The organism is Desulfatibacillum alkenivorans DSM 16219 (assembly GCF_900142135.1).
Classification (GTDB): domain Bacteria; phylum Desulfobacterota; class Desulfobacteria; order Desulfobacterales; family Desulfatibacillaceae; genus Desulfatibacillum; species Desulfatibacillum alkenivorans.
In genome coordinates this window covers 17,598-34,693 of the sequence record NZ_FQZU01000031.1, presented here as the reverse complement: position 1 = coordinate 34,693, position 17,096 = coordinate 17,598, and the positions used below count along the sequence as shown (strand labels likewise).

11 protein-coding genes are annotated in these 17,096 nt (G+C 57.6%); 3 read left to right on the top strand and 8 right to left on the bottom strand.

Annotated features, from left to right (window positions below):
- Window positions 1-50: 50 nt before the first annotated feature.
- From BUE18_RS20105 to BUE18_RS20085, 5 genes are all read right to left on the bottom strand, one after another.
- Complete coding sequence (locus tag BUE18_RS20105; protein ID WP_073477970.1) at window positions 51-641, bottom strand: TetR/AcrR family transcriptional regulator; 591 nt, start codon at window positions 639-641, stop codon at window positions 51-53.
- A 296-nt stretch (window positions 642-937) separates the two neighbouring features.
- On the bottom strand, window positions 938-3,349 hold the full coding sequence (locus BUE18_RS20100; RefSeq protein ID WP_073477969.1) for a pyruvate formate lyase family protein: 2,412 nt from the start codon (window positions 3,347-3,349) through the stop codon (window positions 938-940).
- 38 nt (window positions 3,350-3,387) lie between these two features.
- Window positions 3,388-4,293, bottom strand: a complete 906-nt coding sequence (locus BUE18_RS20095) for a glycyl-radical enzyme activating protein (RefSeq protein ID WP_073477968.1) — start codon at window positions 4,291-4,293, stop codon at window positions 3,388-3,390.
- Window positions 4,290-6,689, bottom strand: coding sequence for a pyruvate formate lyase family protein (locus BUE18_RS20090; RefSeq protein WP_073477967.1), 2,400 nt, complete (start codon window positions 6,687-6,689; stop codon window positions 4,290-4,292). Before BUE18_RS20090 ends, BUE18_RS20095 begins: the two co-directional genes overlap by 4 nt.
- Window positions 6,690-6,724: 35 nt before the next feature.
- Complete coding sequence (locus BUE18_RS20085) at window positions 6,725-7,360, bottom strand: TetR/AcrR family transcriptional regulator (protein ID WP_073477966.1); 636 nt, start codon at window positions 7,358-7,360, stop codon at window positions 6,725-6,727.
- A gap of 317 nt (window positions 7,361-7,677) precedes the next feature.
- Between BUE18_RS20085 and BUE18_RS20080 the strand changes: the two genes are divergently transcribed.
- Window positions 7,678-9,033, top strand: a complete 1,356-nt coding sequence (locus BUE18_RS20080; RefSeq protein WP_073477965.1) for an acetyl-CoA hydrolase/transferase family protein — start codon at window positions 7,678-7,680, stop codon at window positions 9,031-9,033.
- A 179-nt stretch (window positions 9,034-9,212) separates the two neighbouring features.
- Here BUE18_RS20080 and BUE18_RS20075 read toward each other — a convergent pair whose 3' ends face one another.
- The 3 genes from BUE18_RS20075 to BUE18_RS20065 all read right to left on the bottom strand — a co-directional run bounded on the left by BUE18_RS20075 (window position 9,213) and on the right by BUE18_RS20065 (window position 13,122).
- Window positions 9,213-9,995 (bottom strand): SDR family oxidoreductase, encoded by a 783-nt coding sequence (locus BUE18_RS20075; protein ID WP_073477964.1) that lies wholly within the window; start codon window positions 9,993-9,995, stop codon window positions 9,213-9,215.
- Between the two features lie 728 nt (window positions 9,996-10,723).
- On the bottom strand, window positions 10,724-11,524 hold the full coding sequence (locus BUE18_RS20070; protein WP_073477963.1) for a crotonase/enoyl-CoA hydratase family protein: 801 nt from the start codon (window positions 11,522-11,524) through the stop codon (window positions 10,724-10,726).
- A 371-nt stretch (window positions 11,525-11,895) separates the two neighbouring features.
- Window positions 11,896-13,122: a saccharopine dehydrogenase family protein gene (locus BUE18_RS20065; RefSeq protein ID WP_073477962.1), complete on the bottom strand. Its 1,227-nt coding sequence runs from the start codon at window positions 13,120-13,122 to the stop codon at window positions 11,896-11,898.
- Between the two features lie 150 nt (window positions 13,123-13,272).
- Here BUE18_RS20065 and BUE18_RS20060 point away from each other — a divergent pair, with 150 nt between their 5' ends.
- Both BUE18_RS20060 and glnE read left to right on the top strand, forming a co-directional pair.
- Window positions 13,273-13,926, top strand: a complete 654-nt coding sequence (locus BUE18_RS20060) for a TetR/AcrR family transcriptional regulator (RefSeq protein ID WP_073477961.1) — start codon at window positions 13,273-13,275, stop codon at window positions 13,924-13,926.
- A gap of 157 nt (window positions 13,927-14,083) precedes the next feature.
- Window positions 14,084-16,993: a bifunctional [glutamate--ammonia ligase]-adenylyl-L-tyrosine phosphorylase/[glutamate--ammonia-ligase] adenylyltransferase gene (gene glnE / locus BUE18_RS20055; RefSeq protein ID WP_083611175.1), complete on the top strand. Its 2,910-nt coding sequence runs from the start codon at window positions 14,084-14,086 to the stop codon at window positions 16,991-16,993.
- Window positions 16,994-17,096 lie beyond the last annotated feature (103 nt).

Below are 17,096 nucleotides of genomic sequence, written 5' to 3'. Positions count from 1 at the left end.
AATGCGTTCGCCTGCAGCCCTCCTACTCTCCGGCCTTTGCCGGAATAGTGCTATTCTTTCAAAATGCCTTTTAAAATAATGCGGATGTTCTGGTCGATGATCTCGTCCATGCCCAGGGGCAGGCCTTCCTTGAACCAGTAGCCCAGCCAGTGGCTCATGGAGATAAACAGAAAAATGATGGCGTTCAAATCCAGGTCCTCTTCCACGTCCGGAACCTTTTTCAGTTCTTCCCGCAGCGTGCGAAAAAGCTCCTGCTCCTTGGCGAACAGCTCGTCCTTGTATTGCCCGGAAAGCTGATGCCTTTCCCGCAGGACGATCAGGCGCAAGTCCTGATCCTGATTGAGATGGCGGGCGTAGGTTTGCATGAGGCTTTTGAAGGAGTCCTTGGGCGCCATGCCGTTTTGCACGTTCTCCGCAATGCAAGCCCGCAATGCGTGCAAGAAGGAGTCCGTGTTCTTCAAGAGGATGAAGGCCAGCAGCTCTTCCTTGGATTTGAAGTAATGATACAGGCCGGCTTTGCTCATGCCGGCCGCCAGGGCCACGTCCTGGAGCGAGGAGCTTAAATAGCCCTTATTGCTGAACACCTTGGCCGCAACTTCGGCGATGAAATTTTTTTTGTCTTCCTGGCTTTGCTTGGGCAAGGGCGCTGCTCCTTCATATGGCATTTTTGAGGCCTTGATTCCTTTTCGACCGTCCGGCCGGTAGATAGCATGTTTTGCGACGGCCTGTCAACCCGGGCTTGGAACGCACTACCGGAGCGCGGCTTTCGCCCATTACGAAATGTCCACCACCGACCTGGAATCCAGCCTGGAGCTGGCCGCCCTGGCCGTCCCCCATCCCGTCTCTTCCACGGTCAAGCCGGGCAGGCGCTTCATTTAAAAGGCGGGCGATAGAAAACCCCATGATTCCGGTGCGGGGTTCGCGTTCCCGCCTCCTTTCAAAAATTTTGCTCCGTGCGGGCGATGATGGAGTCCTGGAGCCCTTTGGACAAATCCACGAAATAAGCGCTGTATCCGGCCACCCGCACCAGGAGGTCCGGGTGCTCTTCCGGGTTTTCCTGGGCGTCCAGAAGGGTTTGGGGGTCCACCACGTTGAACTGGATCTGGCTGACGCCCAGGTCGCCCCAGGAGCGGATGTAATCGATGAAGACCTCCTTCATGTCCCCGGACAAGGCCTGGGGGAGGAATTTCTGGTTAAGAAGGTGGTTGAAAGTCTCTCTTGTGCTGATTTTTGAGGCGGACTTCAAAACGGCGGTGGGGCCTTTTTTGTCCATGCCGAAGACCGGAGACAGGGTGGCGTCGGACAAGGGCTCCCCGGCCATTCTGCCGTCGGGTGTGGCGGGCAGAAAGGCCCCCGCCGCGTAGGTGGCGGAAATCCCGCTTCCGTCGCCCCGGCAGGAGACGCCGAAGCGGTTTTTGGCTTTTTCCATGGCCGCTGCGCTCCGGTGTTGAACCTCCACGGCCAGCCGGTCGGCATAGTCGTCGTCATTGCCGAATTTTGGGGCGTTGATCATGAGCCGCCGCACGTGTTCGTAGCCCTCCCAATTGGAGGCCAGGGCGGCCAGAAGGTCCTCCATGGAGACGGTCTTTTCCTCGAAGACGTTTTTTTGGATGGCGGCCATGGCGTCGGAGACGTTCACCGGCCCCAGGACGATGCATATGTTCGCCACGGGCGAGGGATAGCCCCATTTTTTGGTTTCCATGCCTTTTTCAATGCACCCTTCCAGGAGGGCGGAGTAGAATGGCCGGGGCAGATGCCGTTCGTATAGGGTCTGGCAGGTGTTTTCGATGGTGCATAAGCGCTGGAACATGTACCGCACCTGCTCCTCGTAGGCGTCCATGAGGTCTTCGATGCCGGAGAACCCCATGGGGTCGGGAGTGGGCGCGCCCACCAGGTTTCCGGCGGCGTCCCTCCCCTGGGACAATGCGCACAAAAGGGCCGCCGGCAGAATGAATCCTCCATAGGCCCGGTGGGAAATATTCTTCCCCGGCAGTTCCAGGTAAACGCAGCCGGAAATGGAGTAATCCCGGGCGTCATGCAGGGGAACCTCCCAGCGGTCCAGGAGGGGGAGGATGGCCTTGTCGTTGAAAAAGGCGGGGTAGCCGACTCCCGTACGAATCACGTCCACGGCCCGCGATATCAGTTCCCGGGGCGTCCCGTCATGATACCGCAAGGCGATGGTGGGCTCCGGCGAGCGCATTTTTTCGGCGCAATCCAGGACCAGATAGGTCATTTCATTGGTGACGTCCTTTCCCGTCTCGTCCACGCCTCCGATGCAAATGGCCTGGAGTGCGGCCACGCCCCCGTAAATGGCGGACAGGGTGGGGGAGTATATCAGGCCCAGTTCGTGAAACTTGAGCCATAAAAGCTGCAAAAGCTCCAGGGCCTCCTCGCGGGTGATGCGTCCGGCTTCCAGATCCTTTTGATAATAAGGGCCGAACACCTTGTCGAAACGCACCCCGATGCCCAGGGTGGAAAACTCGATATAGCGCACCACATGGATGAAGAAAAAAGATTGCAAGGCCTCGTGGAGGGTCTCGGGCGGATGCTCCGGCGCCCTGTCGCACACCTTGGCGACGGCCTCCAGACGCGCTCGATCAGCCGGATCATGGGTCTGGAAGGCTTTTTCCCGGGCCAGGGCCGCAAATCGGCGGGCGAATTTTATCACGGCTTCCAGGGAGATGATCACGGCCTGGAGAAATTCCTTCTGATCCACGTAGTCAAAGGGCACGGTTTGATCGATTTCGTCCAGCCGGGCCCGGCATTGCTTGATGAGCCCGGAAAACCCCAGTGTAAAGGCTTTTTCGTAATCCGGCACGCCAAGCTCGGACCAGTGGGACCAGGTTCCGGCGCCGCCCTTGGGAATTTGCCAGCATTCCAGGACCGGGCCTGTGAACATTTTCTGCTGGATGTCGCTCATGGATTTTCCTTTCCAGTATTCGATGAGCTCGTCCAGTTTTTTGCGGCCTTCGTCGTCCAGCAGGGTTTTGGCCTCATCCTGGTCCACGATCCTGCGCACGCTCCGCCAGTTCATGTCGATGCCGAAGAAAAGGCCCTGGGGCGTGGCCACGTTGTTGCCCACGATCTTTTCCCAATCCTGGATATAAAGGGTCATGTTGGAAAGGATGTGGTCCAGGGCTTTGGCCCGCCGCAGCACCATGGGCTCCCCTTCCGTGGCCTTGTAGGATTCGGTAAGGAGAATGGAGCGCTCCAGGTCCAGGCGGATATCGGGGCGGTACATGCCCTTGTCCGCGTCCTCTTCCCTACCCCCGTGCTTGCGGATGTTGCGCACGGTTTTGACGACCAAATGGTCCCGGACATTTTTTTCCTGGGGAGAATGCGTTGCCATGGATTGACTCCTTTTGTCTTGAATATTCCGAAAAAAACCTAATGCCCCACCGTAACCTCTATACCCAAATCCGAAGCGATGCGCGTCAGGCGCTTTATGTGATTGTCCGGCGGTTTGCAGGCGCCGGGGATGGGGTATTCCAGGCCGATCTGATCCGCCTTGGACGCCCCGCCCTCGTGGTAGGGCAAAAGGGAGATTTTTTGAACGCCCAGTCTGATCGCCAGGTTGGCCAGGGCATCCATGTGGTCTTCCGAATCGTTGACTTCCGCCACCAGGGGGATCCTGAGCCAGGTTTCGGTGTTTTGGGAAAAGAACTCCAGGTTTCTTAATATCCGGTTATTGTCCATGCCCGTGTATTTCCGGTGTTTAAGCGGATTCAATTGCTTGACGTCAAAAAGGACCAGGTCCAGGCTCCGGGCCAGTTGGACGGCGGCTTCCCTGGGCGCGTGGCCGCAGGTTTCCAGCGCCGTGTGCAGGCTTTCCTCCTTGCACCGGGCCAGAAGCTCCGCGGCGAATTGGGGCTGAAGAAGAGGCTCCCCGCCCGATAGGGTGACCCCTCCCCCCGAGTTTTCGTAAAAAACCCGGTCCGCCAGGATTTCCTCCATTAACTCGTCCACGCTCGCCTCGCGGCCGGCTGCCTCCCGGGCGCCGTAGAGACAGGCGTCCACGCAGGAAAAGCAGTGGGTGCAATCTTCCCACCGGGTTTGGGCGGGCCGGTTCGGAAGCAGGACGACAGCCCCTTCCGGACAGGCGGCCGCGCAGGCCCCGCATCCTGTGCATTTGGAGGGCCGCACCATGAGTTGGGGCGCCATTTTCTGGGATTCCGGGTTGGAGCACCATTTGCACCGCAAGGGGCAGCCCTTGAAAAAGACCGTGGTGCGGATGCCCGGGCCGTCATGGGTGCAGAAACGCTGTACATTGAAAATCGTCCCTGTCCGTCTCATTGGAAACTCTGCTCGGTGCGGGCGATGATGGTGTCCTGCAGCCCCCTGGAAAGGTCGGCGAAATAGGCGCTGTATCCGGCCACCCGCACGATGAGGTCCGGGTATTGGGCCGGGTTTTCCTGGGCTTTTATTAAGGTGTCACGATCCACAATGTTAAACTGGATGTGGCTGATTCCCAGCTCCCCCCAGGCCCGGATATAGTTCATGAACACCTCTTTCATGTCTCCGGAAAGCATGTCCGGGGAGAACTTCTGGTTCAAAAGGTGGTTGTATGTCTTTAGCGTATCGATTTTGGACGCGGATTTCAAAACCGCCGTGGGGCCTTTTTGATCCGCTCCGAACACCGGGCTCAGGGTGGCGTCGGCAAAGGCCTCCCCGTCCCTCCTGCCTTCAGGCGTGGCCGGACACATCAAGGCCGCCCCGTAGGTGCCGGAGACCGCGCTTCCGTCCCCCCGGCAGGCGTAGCCGAAGCGGTTTTTAAACCGGGCCATGACCTCCGCCGTCCCATGATGGACCCGCTGGGCCCAGGCGTCGGCTTGGGGGTGGTCGTTGCCGTATTTGGGGGCGTTAAGCATGAGGCGCCGCACGTGTTCGCAGCCCTCCCAATTGGAAGCCAAGGCGTCCAGAAGCTCCTGCATGGAGATTTTCCCGTCCTTGAACACGACCTGGTCCACAGCGGTTAAGGCGTCGGCCACGTTGGAGGCGCCCGCCACAATGCAGATGTCGTGGACAATGGAGGGATACTGCCATTTGCGGCAGTCCTGGCCCCGCTCGATGCAGCCCTGGGTGATGGCCGACAAATAGGGCCTTGGAAGATACCGTTCGTACAAAGCCCGGCAGGTGTTTTCGATTTTGACGAACCGCTCCATGAAAAAGGCCAGTTGCTCCAGGTAGGCGTCCATCAGGTCTTCCGCGGAAGTAAAGGCCAGGGGATCCCTGGTCCTGGCGCCGTACTGCTCGCCGTTTACAGGATTCACCCCCTGGTGCAGGCCCCACCAAAGCACCTTGGGCAGATGGATGCCTCCATAGGCCCGGCGGACAATGTTCTTTCCCGGAAGCTCCATATACACGCAGCCGCTGACGCCGTAGTCCCGGGCGTCTTTTTCCGGCACATCCCAGCCTTTGAGCATGGGAAGGATGGCTTTGTCGTTAAAAAGCGACGGGTAGCCCACGCCCGTGCGGATCACGTCCACCGCCCTGGACAAAAGGGCGTCCGGCGTTCTGTCGTGATACCGCAGGCAGATGCTGGGCTCCAGCGATTGCATGAACTCCGCGGTTTCAAGGACCAGATGGGTCATTTCATTGGTCACGTCCAGGCCGTATTCATCCACGCCGCCCAGGGTGATGGCCTGGACCGTGGCCGCGCCCCCGTAAACGGCGGAAAGAAGGGGCGAGTATATCATCCCCAGTTCATTGAACTTGACCCACAGGAGCTTGAGCAATTCCAGGGCCTCCTGGCGGGCGATCGCTCCGCTGGCCAGGTCCTTTTCCAGAAAGGGGCCGAACACCTTGTCGAAACGCACGCCGATGCCCACGCTGGAGTATTCGATATAACGGATGATGTGGGCGAAGAAAAAGGACTGGAGGGCCTCCTCCAGAGTCCTGGCCGGTTGCGCCGGAACCCTGTCGCAGATTTCCGCAATTTTCAGCAATCGTTTTTCGTCTTCCGGCGCCCGGGCATCTTTTGCCTGCTCCCGGGCCAAAGCCGCATAGCGGCCGGCGAAGGTAACGCCCGCCTCCAGGGCGATGATCACGGCTTCCAGAAATTCCTTCTGGTCCACATAGTCCGGGGGCACGGTGCGGTCGATCTCCTCCAACCGGGCTTTGGCCTCCTGGATGATGCCTTGAAATCCCACGGCCAGGACCTTTTCATGATCCGGGATGCCCAACTCGGACCAATGGGTCCAGATAAAGGTCCCCTCGTATTTCCAGTATTTCAAAATGTCCCCGGAAAAGGCGTTCTTTTGAATGTCTGAAAGGGATTTCCCCTCCCAGTAGGCGACCAATTGGGCGAGTTCGGCCCGGCCCGCGTCGTCCAAAAGGCTTTGCCCCTCCTCGCCGGAGACCACCCTTTTTACGCTGCGCCAGTTCATGTCGATGCCGAAATAGATGCCGTTGGGCGTGGACACGTTGTTGCCCACAATCCGCTCCCAGTCCTGGATGTAAATGGGCATGCGGGAGAGGATGCTTCGGATGGCCTTGGCGCGCCGGAGCACCATGGGTTCGCCTTCGGTCTGCTTGTACGATTCGGTCAAAAGGCGGCTCCTGGCAAGGTCCAGCTTGACTTCGGGCCGGTACATGCCCCGGGACGCCTCGTCCTTTTCATATCCCCGGCGCACATTCCGCACCGCCTTTACCGTGAGTTTTTCCTTGAGCTGTCTGGCGTCGGTCTGCATGATCCCTCCTTTGGCGGAAGCGTGTTCCGTCCCCGTTAAACGCCGCCATCCCCGTTCAGGCCCGGCATGGAGCGAATAATCCCGATGGTGGAGCGGGCCAGGGCGCTGATGACGTCCTCCATGTCCACGGAGGGGTCCGTAAAATAAACCCTGACCAGATGGAGCACCATGCCCACAATGGCCTCCGAGGCCATGCGCGCGTCCATGGGCTTCAACAGGCCGGCTTCCACGCCGGCCGTAAGGCCTTGCTCCAGCTCCCTGCGGTGCCGGGCGATTTCGTCTTCCATCATTGTCTTGATGTTTTCTGGCAGGGTTTCCTTTTCCGAAATCAGCAAAAGCACCATGGAGTCGTTTTTGGCCGCCGCCTGCATGTAAGCCCGGAAAAAACTCCAGGCCCGGTCCTCCAGGGAGTCTCCGGTCTCAAAGTCCCCCACGCTCCGCATGAAGCGCCGGACAGCCAGGCTGCCCTCATCGGCTATGGAGATGTAGAGATCGGCCTTGTCTTTGAAGTGATGGTAAAACGACCCCATGGAAACCCCGGCCTTTTTCAGGATGGCCCTGATCGGGGCGCCTTTGTAGCCGGACTGGGCGAACAATTCGGTGGCGGCCCGCATGATGGCGGCCCGTGTGGAATTTCCCCTTGCCTGATTTTTTTGAGCGCGTGCGAGCAAAGCAACCTCCTAGAGCATTTGCTCTAATTCATAAGGCGCCAGACCCTCCTGTGTCAAGAAATATATTTAATCGTCTGTACAATTTTTTTTATAACTTTGAAATTACTATATATATTTAGATCCAAATAAGAAAATGCTTTAAGTCCCTATAAATCAAATGCTCTATTATTATAAAAGGGGCCCCCGAAAAAATAAAACCCGCGCCCCCGCAAACTCCCACGCCTCCCAAGGACCTAAAATCTTGATAGGACGCCTTCTTATGGCTATAATGCATGACGCATCCAATCACACGTCAACCACTCAACGGGGAAAATATCATGAAGCACATCGCCAATGCCGAAGAGGCCGTCAACAACGCAACCATCCCGAAGGGGAGCAGAATTTACTGCGCAGGAAACGCATCCACGCCCCAGGTTCTGTTGAAGCGCCTGGCTTCCGACGCGTCCATTCAGGACGTCGAGTTGCTTGGCGTGCTTCTTTTGGGGGACATTGAAGCCTTGTTTTCCCCGGAAACATGCGCCCGAATCACCCACCGGGTCATCTTTAACAGCGCTTATTCCAGGCCGGCCGTGAACAACGATACGGCCATGTACCAGCTTATGCATCTGTCGGATATCCCGCGCCAAATCAGGTCCCACCTTCAGCCCGACGTCGCTCTTATTTCCGTAAGCGGGCCGGACAACGGGGGCAACTACAGCCTGGGAAGCGGGGTGGAAGCCGTGCCCGCAGCCATCGAAACGGTCAAGGCCCGGGGCGGGGTTATTATTGCGGAAAGAAACGCCCGCATGCCTTTTATCCTGGGAGCCACCATCCGGGAGGAGAGCATCGACTATCTGCTGGACACGGACTATGAGCTTCCCGTCAACCCCTCCCATCAGCCGGACGACCGCGCGAAAAAAATCGCCCGCTTGATAGCCCAGCTATATATCCATGACGGATGCACGCTTCAGTACGGAATCGGCGAGGTTCCAGAAGCCGTCACCGACGCTGTGATCGAAAAAGGGGTTAAGGATCTTGGCATTCATACGGAGTTGTTTGCTACGGCCATGAGGAAGCTGGTGGATGCAGGCATCGCCACCAACAAATACACCCAGCGGGATTTCTGCATCTCCACCCTTTTCCTGGCGGACGATCATGACGGATACCAGTGGCTCCATTACAACAGCTCGGTGCAAAGCCGCCCCTGCGACGTCACCAACAGCGTCATCAACATAGCCGCCGAACCTAATATGGTCGCCGTCAACAGCGCCATCGGGGTGGACCTCCATGGCAACATCTGGGCCGACTCCCTAAGCGCTAACAAGATATACAGCGGCATAGGCGGGCAGGCCGATTTTCTCAGGGGCGCCTATATGTCCCATGGAGGAACGCCCATCATCGCCATCAAGTCCACCACGGGCAAGGGAGCATCCAAGGTGCTTGAAAAATGCCCGGAAGGCGTTTCCTCCACCGCTATTGCCGCCGACCCCGTGGTCATTGTTTCCGAATACGGGGCTTTCGACCCGCGCGGGTTGAGCATTGGAGAGCACGCCGTGGGGATAGCTTATCTTGCCGAGCCCGCGGAAAGGGAGCGATTGCTCCAGCATATTTACGACCACGAAGGCTTTCACAAACCCCGCCAGGCCCTGAAAGAAAAAAGCCCCAAAGGCTTCACCGCCTATGAGGAGCTATAAAGCGGAAGGACGAACTGCTGAACTGCCGCCTCCGGCGGGCGCCTTTTGAAGTGATGACGGGCAGGCGAAAGAAGTAACGCCGCCTTTAAACTTATCAGCCTCCATAAACAAAGGAGGCGCCTGCGGAATTATCCCCACAGACGCCCCCTATTTTTTATGCTCGCCGTTCCGGCGGAAAACTAAGCGGATTTGCCCTGGACCAACAAGCCGCCGTCCAAGGGAATGATCACGCCGGTTACATAGGCGCCGGCCCTGGAGGACAGGAAAATGGACAAGCCGGCCGCGTCTTCCGGCGTGCCGATCCGGCCCAGGGGAACTCCCGCTTCCACCATTTTGCGCGTTTCTTCATTGTCGGTCAAAAAGGCCATCATCTTGCTCGGGAACGGGCCGGGCGCAATGGCGTTGACCGTTATGTGGTCCTTGGCGAACTGAAAGGCCCAGTTTTTGGTCATCTGGTGGACGGCGGCCTTGCTGGGGCCGTAGGAGAACGCCACGCCGCCGGTGTCGAATCCGGCCACGGAGCCGATGTTGATGATCCGGGACGGATCTTCGGGAGTGGCGGCCTTTTTCAAAAGCGGCATCAATTCCCGGGTCATGAAAAACGGCCCTTTGACATTGATGCCCAAAATCTTGTCCCAGCCGGCGTTGGGGAATTCCTCGAAGGGCGCTCCCCAGGTGGCTCCGGCGTTGTTCACCAGGATATCCAGTTTGTCTTCGCGCTCTTTGATGGCGCCGCAAAGCATTTTCACGCCTTCCTCGGAAGACAGGTCGGCGGGAATGGAAATGCACTCGCCTTTTTGGGACAATTCTTCGGCGGCGGCGTTGCACGCGTCCGCTTTTCGCGCCGAAATGTACACCTTGACCCCGGCTTCCACAAACCCGGTGGCGATCATATAGCCAATGCCGCGGGAGCCGCCGGTAACCACCGCCGTTTTTCCTTCCAACTTGAATAAATCTTGCATAACTCTCCCCTTTACTTTGTCTTGAGGCGCCGCATTTTATGCGCGTTACATTTAGGCGTGTAGGGACGGTTTTTTCCGCAATGATGCGGCCCACATAAAAACACTTCCCAAACCAACCCGTGATAATTCTATTTCTCCATAATATGAACGAACGCTCGATCGAAATATTACCACAACCGCACGGGGGCGGCAAGCGCCGCTTAAACACAAAAGTGCGGCCGGGAAAGTTTGTAGAGTTCAGGCGAGGGTGGCGGGAGGAAGGAGATTTTTGAAACCCCGCCCTTCCCTGCACCATTGGTTCAAGAAAATGATTGGTTTCCCTTGGCGCTTCCTCAGGCCTTCCGTGCTGCGCACTCAGGCAGTAAACTGCACTGCCTGAGCCACCCGAAACTTTTCTGGCCCCAAGCCCTCTTTTGGCGGGCAACCATGCTCCTTGGATGAAAAAGCAAGAATTGCAGCATAGCCGTAATCATTCCCTGACAACTTGCGCCCACACAAAAAAAATTACAGCGCTTGGGAATGATGGATAGAAAACCCCTTGATTTTGCGCGAAGCGCTATTGAAAGGTTTTTGATTAAACTTTTTTCAAAAAGTTTACCGCCGGAGGCAGGCAGTTACACTTTTAAGTTTTTGCCGTTTTTTTGCTGTTCGCCGTTGGTTTTTCATTTTTCGATAAAAAAGCGGATCAGCGCGCCCGGCTGATCCGCTGCAAAAGCAAAAATTGAACCTTAGAACCTGTCCGTAAATTTGGGGTCCCGTTTTTCGAACTCCGCCATGACCGCTTCGATCTGGTTGGGCGTGGCGATGATCTCCCGCTGCAGGCTCTCCTCAATCAGCATGCCCTTAGCGGCTCCGGCCCGCCATGCCGATTCCAGCAATTGTTTGTCCCGGGAAATGGCGTCCGGATTTTTGGAGGCTATCAGTTTGGCCATCGCGGTCGCTTCGGACAAGGGATCTTCCGCCACCCGGGTTATCAGGCCCAGCTCCGCCGCTTCCTTGGCCTCGACGATGCGGCCGGTGAAGGTCAGTTCCTTGGCCACATCCAGGCGAACCAGGTCGCACAGGGTCTGGGTGATGGACATATCCGGAATCAGGCCCCATTTGATTTCCATGACCGAAAAACGCGTGCCCGGAGCGGCCAGCCGGATGTCAGCCCCCAGGGCTATTTGCAGGCCCCCGCCAAAGGCCACGCCGTGCAGCGCCGCTATGACCGGGACCGGGACCTGCTTCCAGACCCACCCCACCTGCTGGGCTTTATTGGCCGGGGTGTTGTAGGCTCGGGCGAACAGCTCGAGCTTGTCGTCGCCGTCGGCCATTTTTTGAAAATTCTCCATATCCAGCCCGGCGCAAAAGCCTTTTCCGTTGCCCGACAAAACCACCACCCGAATGGACTTGTCTTCCATCACCTTTTCGCCGGTTTCAATAATCTTCCCGATCATCTCGTGGCTGAGAGCATTGTATTTTTCCGGCCGGTTAAACGTGACAAAACCGATGTGGTCTTTGACTTCCAGAGTAACGATATCCGCCATAGCTTCCCCTTCCCTGATAGTATTTTGTCAGAACCATGATTTTCCGGCCGCGCACCCGTCTGCCTGGACTTGTCGTTTCAAGCCCTTCTTCTCCGCGTCCCGTGTTTTTTAGGATGTTCGTCAAAAAAATGATAATTGCCTGTTTAGGCCTGCATGATGCTTTTAAAGGGTCTATCACACTTGTGAGAATGCAGCAAGAAAAGGCGCGGCAAGCGGCGCCCTGCGTAAATATGGCGGAGGGAAGATCGGTGGATGTTTGAAGGAAAACTTTTTAAAGCACGGAAAGCATGGATGTCACAAAAGTTTTATATTTCGTGAGTTCGGTGTCTTCCGTGTTAAAAATCAAGTCGCCCATACTGGCCCTGATGCAATCAAGCCGCGGCCGTAAACTTAAACTGCAGCAGTTCCCCCAGGCCGGCCTTTTCCCAGGACCGGGTGGTGAGAGTCAGCTCGTCCGCGCTTTTACGAGGAGGCGTGCATAAAGGCCCCAGGGAGTCGAAAAAGGCCTCCGGGTCTAAACAGCCTTCAGGGGCGAATACGCCTTTGGCCTCCACCTTGCCTTGCGCCAGCAGACAGGCGCCTACGGCCAGGGGCGCTCCCGTGGCCCCGGCCATTCCCCCGCTGGGCGCGCTGGTGATCATGCAGGCGGCCGAGGCCGGCCTGCCGTTTTTCTCCCCCTGAGCCAGGGCGAATAGCGGCGGCAGGGCCAGACTTTTCCTGCCGGCCATGGCGGAAAGCCGGGCTTCGGGGGATTTGCTCTCGCCCTTGGCAAGCTCCGCGCGCTCCGCCAGCCAGGCCGCCCGCTCCGGGGAAATCACCCCCGCATCCACCAGGGCCGCTATGGCTTTGATAAGAAAAATGCTGAGCCTGCCGGAAACCATCACGTTCCGGCTCAGCTCCAAAGCCGAAAAATACCGAGGCAGGGTGACGGCTTCGGGATGTCCCATGGTCCAGGCGTTGCGGACTCCCACCCCCGGATAATTCAGGGACAGGCGCTCGATGGGCTTCTTGTCCAGGTAGCGGCCTTTCTCAAAAGCGCGAATCTTGCCCGTCAACTGATGGATGCCGTGGACCGTGGCCGCGGAGGGATTTTTCCCGACATTTTCCGGCCTGGCGCTGTCCAGGGCCCACCCCGTATAAGCCTTGACCGCCCTATCCAATTCCTTGACCGCCTTCACAGCCAGCATGTTGGAGATCCCCGGGCTGGCCCCCATGCCGACGATGGCCGTTATTCCCGCCCTGGCCGCCTCCTTATTAAGGTCCAGCATATCCAGGGTGGGCTCCCAGTCGTCGCAGATGTCCACATAATCCCTGCCGCACCGGATGCAGGCCTTCAACACCAGAACGCCGAACCTAAAATACGGCCCCACCGTGTTCATGACCACGTCCGCCTCTTTGACCGCCGCTTCCAGGGAGGCCTGGTCCGAGATATCCAACTGCCTCCAGGACGCCCTGTCCGGCAGCGTTTCGACAAAAGATTCGGCCGCATCCCCGTTCCGATCGGCCACGACGATTTCCAGAGATTTATCCATATCCAGCAAAGCGCGAACGGCGTAGGCGCCCATTTCCCCGCATCCTCCCAGAGCCAGAATTTTCATGGTTGATCCCCCTGTTTTTGTTGACCTGCTAAAAGTTCTATTTTATGCTGCCTAAAAGGGGAATGTTACTCCCTTTTTTAGTCCAGGCTAAACCCTTGAATTTGAGCTGTCAAGAAAAAAAGGAGCATTACTCCCTTTTTAGGAAAAATTATGAAATCCAATAAAAACAATCAGCTTTCGCTTGCAGAACGGGTCAGGCCCACCCAGGCTCGGGCTGTGGAAACCCGGGAAAAAATTCTGGCGGCGGCGGCCCAATTGCTGGAGGAGTCGGGCGTGGACGGGCTGACCACCAAGAAGGTCGCGGAGCTTGCCGGGGTTCGCATCCGGAGCGTGTACCGCTACTTTTCCAACAAGCTGGCCATCGTGCTGGCTCTGGCCAAGCAAACGACCCTGACCGAGGAGGCCCTGTTTGACGTGTACAAGGACCTGGAAAATCCGGACAAGAATTGGAAGCCGGCCTTGCACGAATTAATCGACGCCATATACCTGATAGGGAATGAAATCCCTGGATTGAAGGCCATCCGGGCGGCCATGCAGGCCAGCCCGGAGTTACGGGCGGTGGACGCGGCCATGAACGAACGCCATGCCGAGGCTTTGTGCCAGGCCCTGCTGAAGCGAAAAGCGAATATTTCTTCCCAAAAGGCGATGGCGGCCGCCAGGACGGTCATCGAGACCTCCACCTGCATGCTGGATTTGGCTTGGTTTGAAAGTCAGAGGCCGGAGGGGGCCGAAAACGCCGCTTTATTGCTGGAAGAGCTTAAAACCATGGCCTCTGCGTATCTGGCCGTATACCTTCCCTCCTGAGGGGCGAATTTCCCTCCCTTATCTTTCGACAAACGCCTTTTGCGTGGTAAACTGTTTTTCAAGCCTATCTTTTCCTTGATTAAGTAGGGTGAAAGGGCTTAAAAAATAGCGACATGTACAGCAAATAAACCTTTAATGTCTCCAACACCGAGGAATCTTGAAGAACCAAAGTTATTCAGACTGGGCGGAGCAGGTGAAGGCCGTGGAACTGCCGGCCGCGCTAATGGGCAGGATGGAAGAGCGCGTGGACGCGTTTGCAGAGGCGTTGGAAGCCAAGGGGCTGGAGCCCCCCGCCAACGAACAGGTGCAATCCGCGCTGCCTCTTGTTTTTACATGCAGCGATTTTGTTTACCAATACGCGCAAAGATTCACGGCGGAATTTTGCGATCTGGCAAGATCGGACCTGCGCTCCGTAAGCGCCGAGGCCCAAATGCGCAGCGCTTTGGATCAGTTTTGCCAGGGCGTGGAGGACAAGGACGGGCTCATCGCCGCGCTCCGGCGCTTCCGCAACCGGGAGATGGTGCGCATCGCATGGCGGGATCTGGCCGGTTGGGACGATCTTTTCCAGACTTTGCAGAGCTTGAGCGCCTTGGCCAGGGTGTGCATTGACAAGGCCCAGGCCGTGCTTTCGGACTGGATGACTCCCAAGTGGGGCGTTCCCACGGGGCCTGACGGAAAAATAGTCGGCCTGGTAGTCATGGGCATGGGCAAGCTGGGCGCCCAGGAGCTGAATTTTTCGTCGGACATTGACCTGATTTTTTCCTACAAGCATACCGGAACCACCCAGGGCGGCGAGAAAAGCGTCACCAACCTGGAATATTTCACCAAACTCTGCAAGGACCTTATCAAGGTCCTCGGTGCCAAGACGGACCTTGGCCAGGTGTTTCGCGTGGACATGCGGCTGCGTCCCGACGGCGCCAACGGCCCCATGGTCATGCCTTTCAGCGCCATGGAGCAGTATTACGAGTTCCAGGGCCGGGAGTGGGAGCGGTACGCCTGGATCAAGGCCCGCCCCGTGGCCGGAGACATGGAAGCGGGCATGGATCTGCTGCGGATCCTCAAGCCCTTCCTGTACCGGAAATATTTGGATTACACGGTTTTTGAGGCGCTTCGGGAAATGAAGCGCATGATTTCCCTGGAAGTAAAGCGCAAAGGCCTGGAGCACGACATAAAAATCGGGCCCGGCGGCATCCGGGAGATTGAGTTTGTGGGGCAGGTCATGCAATTGCTCCGGGGCGGGGTGCTGCCGTGCCTGCAGGAGCCGGGCATCATGAAAATCCTGGATCTGCTCGTCGAGAATAAATTGCTGCCCCAGGACGTTTGCGAGGATTTGAAAGAAGGGTACATCCTTCTTCGCAGGACGGAAAATCGCATCCAGGAATTCGCCGACCGGCAGGAGCATAAAATCCCCCGAACCCAGACCGAGCAAATGTGCTTGTCCCTGTCCATGGGCTATTTCGCCTGGGAGGATTTCGAGCACGTCCTGGCCCGGCATCGCAACAAGGTGCAATTCCATTTTGAGGAGCTGCTGGCCGACCCCGAGGAAAAGCAGCCCAGGGTGGGGGAGGACCAGGCTTTGTTGTGGGTCTGGCACCAGACCCTCCCCGTGGAGCAGGCCGTGGAAATGCTGGCCCTGGCCGGCTTTGACGACCCGGAGCAGGCGGAGAAAATGGTTTCTGACCTGAAAAAAACCCCCCAGGGCCGCAGCCTGTCGGAACACGCCCGATTGCAGCTTGACCGCCTGATCCCATCGGTCCTGGCCGAGGCCGGCAAGGCCGATCAGCCGGAAGTCGCCCTGAAACGGGTCCTGACTCTGGTGGAAGCGGTCATCCGCAGGACGGCCTACCTTTCCCTGCTGGTGGAAAACCCGGAGGTTCTGGAGCGCCTGGTCAAGCTATGCGACTCCAGTCCTTTGATCGCATCGTTGGTGACCCGGTATCCGGCCCTCCTGGACGAGTTGATGGACCCGGGGATATTGTACACGCCTCTCAGAAGATGGGAGCTGGACAGGGAACTTCATCTCCGTCTGCAAGGCCTCGATCCCGAGGACGAAGAGGAATTCCTGGAGCAGCTCCGCATGTTCAAGCAGGTGAATGTGTTGCGGGTGATCGCCGCCGACGTCACCGGCGCCCTGCCCCTCATGCGGGTGAGCGACCATCTGACGGAAATCGCCGAGTGCATTCTGACCAAGTCCCTGGACATGGCCTGGAATCATGTGGTGAAAAAACACGGCGAGCCGACCTGCCAACTGAACTCCGGGCATTGCCAGCGGGGATTTTCCGTGGTGGCTTACGGCAAGCTGGGCGGCATTGAACTAAGCTACGGCTCGGACCTGGACATGGTCTTTCTTCATGCAGGCATTACCGGGGAAATGACCAAAAGCTCCAATCCTTTGTATAACGGCGCCTTTTTCGCCCGTCTGGGTCAAAGGGTGATTCACATCCTGGGCGCCCACACGCCTTCCGGGGTCTGCTACGAAACCGATATGCGCTTACGCCCCAGCGGCGGCGGCGGATTGCTGGTCAGCCACGTGGACGCTTTTCAGGATTATCAGCGCAATCAGGCCAGAACCTGGGAGCACCAGGCCCTTGTCAGGGCCAGGCCGGTGGCCGGAGACGTGGCCATGGCCAGCCGATTTTTTAAAATCCGGCGCGAAGTGCTGTGCACTTTCCGCAACGATACAACCCTCAAGGCGGAGGTTGTCAAAATGCGCAACCTCATGAAAAAGGAACTGGAAAAAAAGGAAAAAGGGCTTTTCGACATCAAACAGGGGCCCGGAGGGATTGTAGACATAGAATTCCTGGTCCAATACCTGGTCCTCTCCCGGGCGCACGACACCCCCAGCCTTACTGACTGGACCGACAACATGCGTCTTTTGGAAGCCGTCACCGCCGCTCAATTGATGCCCGAAACCATGGCGACCTCCCTGAAGGAGGCTTATCTGGCGTTGCGCGGGCACGTCCACGCCCTGGCCCGGGAGGACAAGCCCGCCCTGGTCCCCTTGGAAGAGGTGGAGGAGGTCCGGCAAAAAGTCATGACCGCCTGGAGGCATTTCTTTGGAAAATAGCGCCTGGCATGCGCTTTCGCGCTTTGCCGCTTGCATTCCAAAGGAGGATTGATTATCGTAGCCCCATGAGCCGAAAGGGGCGTCAATAAAATGCGCCTTGGCA

Excerpts from the sequence above, each read along its gene's own strand:
- BUE18_RS20070 (WP_073477963.1), bottom strand. The coding sequence starts at position 11,524 with ATGGCGGATATCGTTACTCTGGAAGTCAAAGACCACATCGGTTTTGTC.
- BUE18_RS20100 (WP_073477969.1), bottom strand. The coding sequence starts at position 3,349 with ATGGCAACGCATTCTCCCCAGGAAAAAAATGTCCGGGACCATTTGGTC.
- BUE18_RS20075 (WP_073477964.1), bottom strand. The coding sequence starts at position 9,995 with ATGCAAGATTTATTCAAGTTGGAAGGAAAAACGGCGGTGGTTACCGGC.
- BUE18_RS20060 (WP_073477961.1), top strand. The coding sequence starts at position 13,273 with ATGAAATCCAATAAAAACAATCAGCTTTCGCTTGCAGAACGGGTCAGG.
- BUE18_RS20090 (WP_073477967.1), bottom strand. The coding sequence starts at position 6,689 with ATGCAGACCGACGCCAGACAGCTCAAGGAAAAACTCACGGTAAAGGCG.
- BUE18_RS20095 (WP_073477968.1), bottom strand. The coding sequence starts at position 4,293 with ATGAGACGGACAGGGACGATTTTCAATGTACAGCGTTTCTGCACCCAT.
- BUE18_RS20065 (WP_073477962.1), bottom strand. The coding sequence starts at position 13,122 with ATGAAAATTCTGGCTCTGGGAGGATGCGGGGAAATGGGCGCCTACGCC.
- BUE18_RS20080 (WP_073477965.1), top strand. The coding sequence starts at position 7,678 with ATGAAGCACATCGCCAATGCCGAAGAGGCCGTCAACAACGCAACCATC.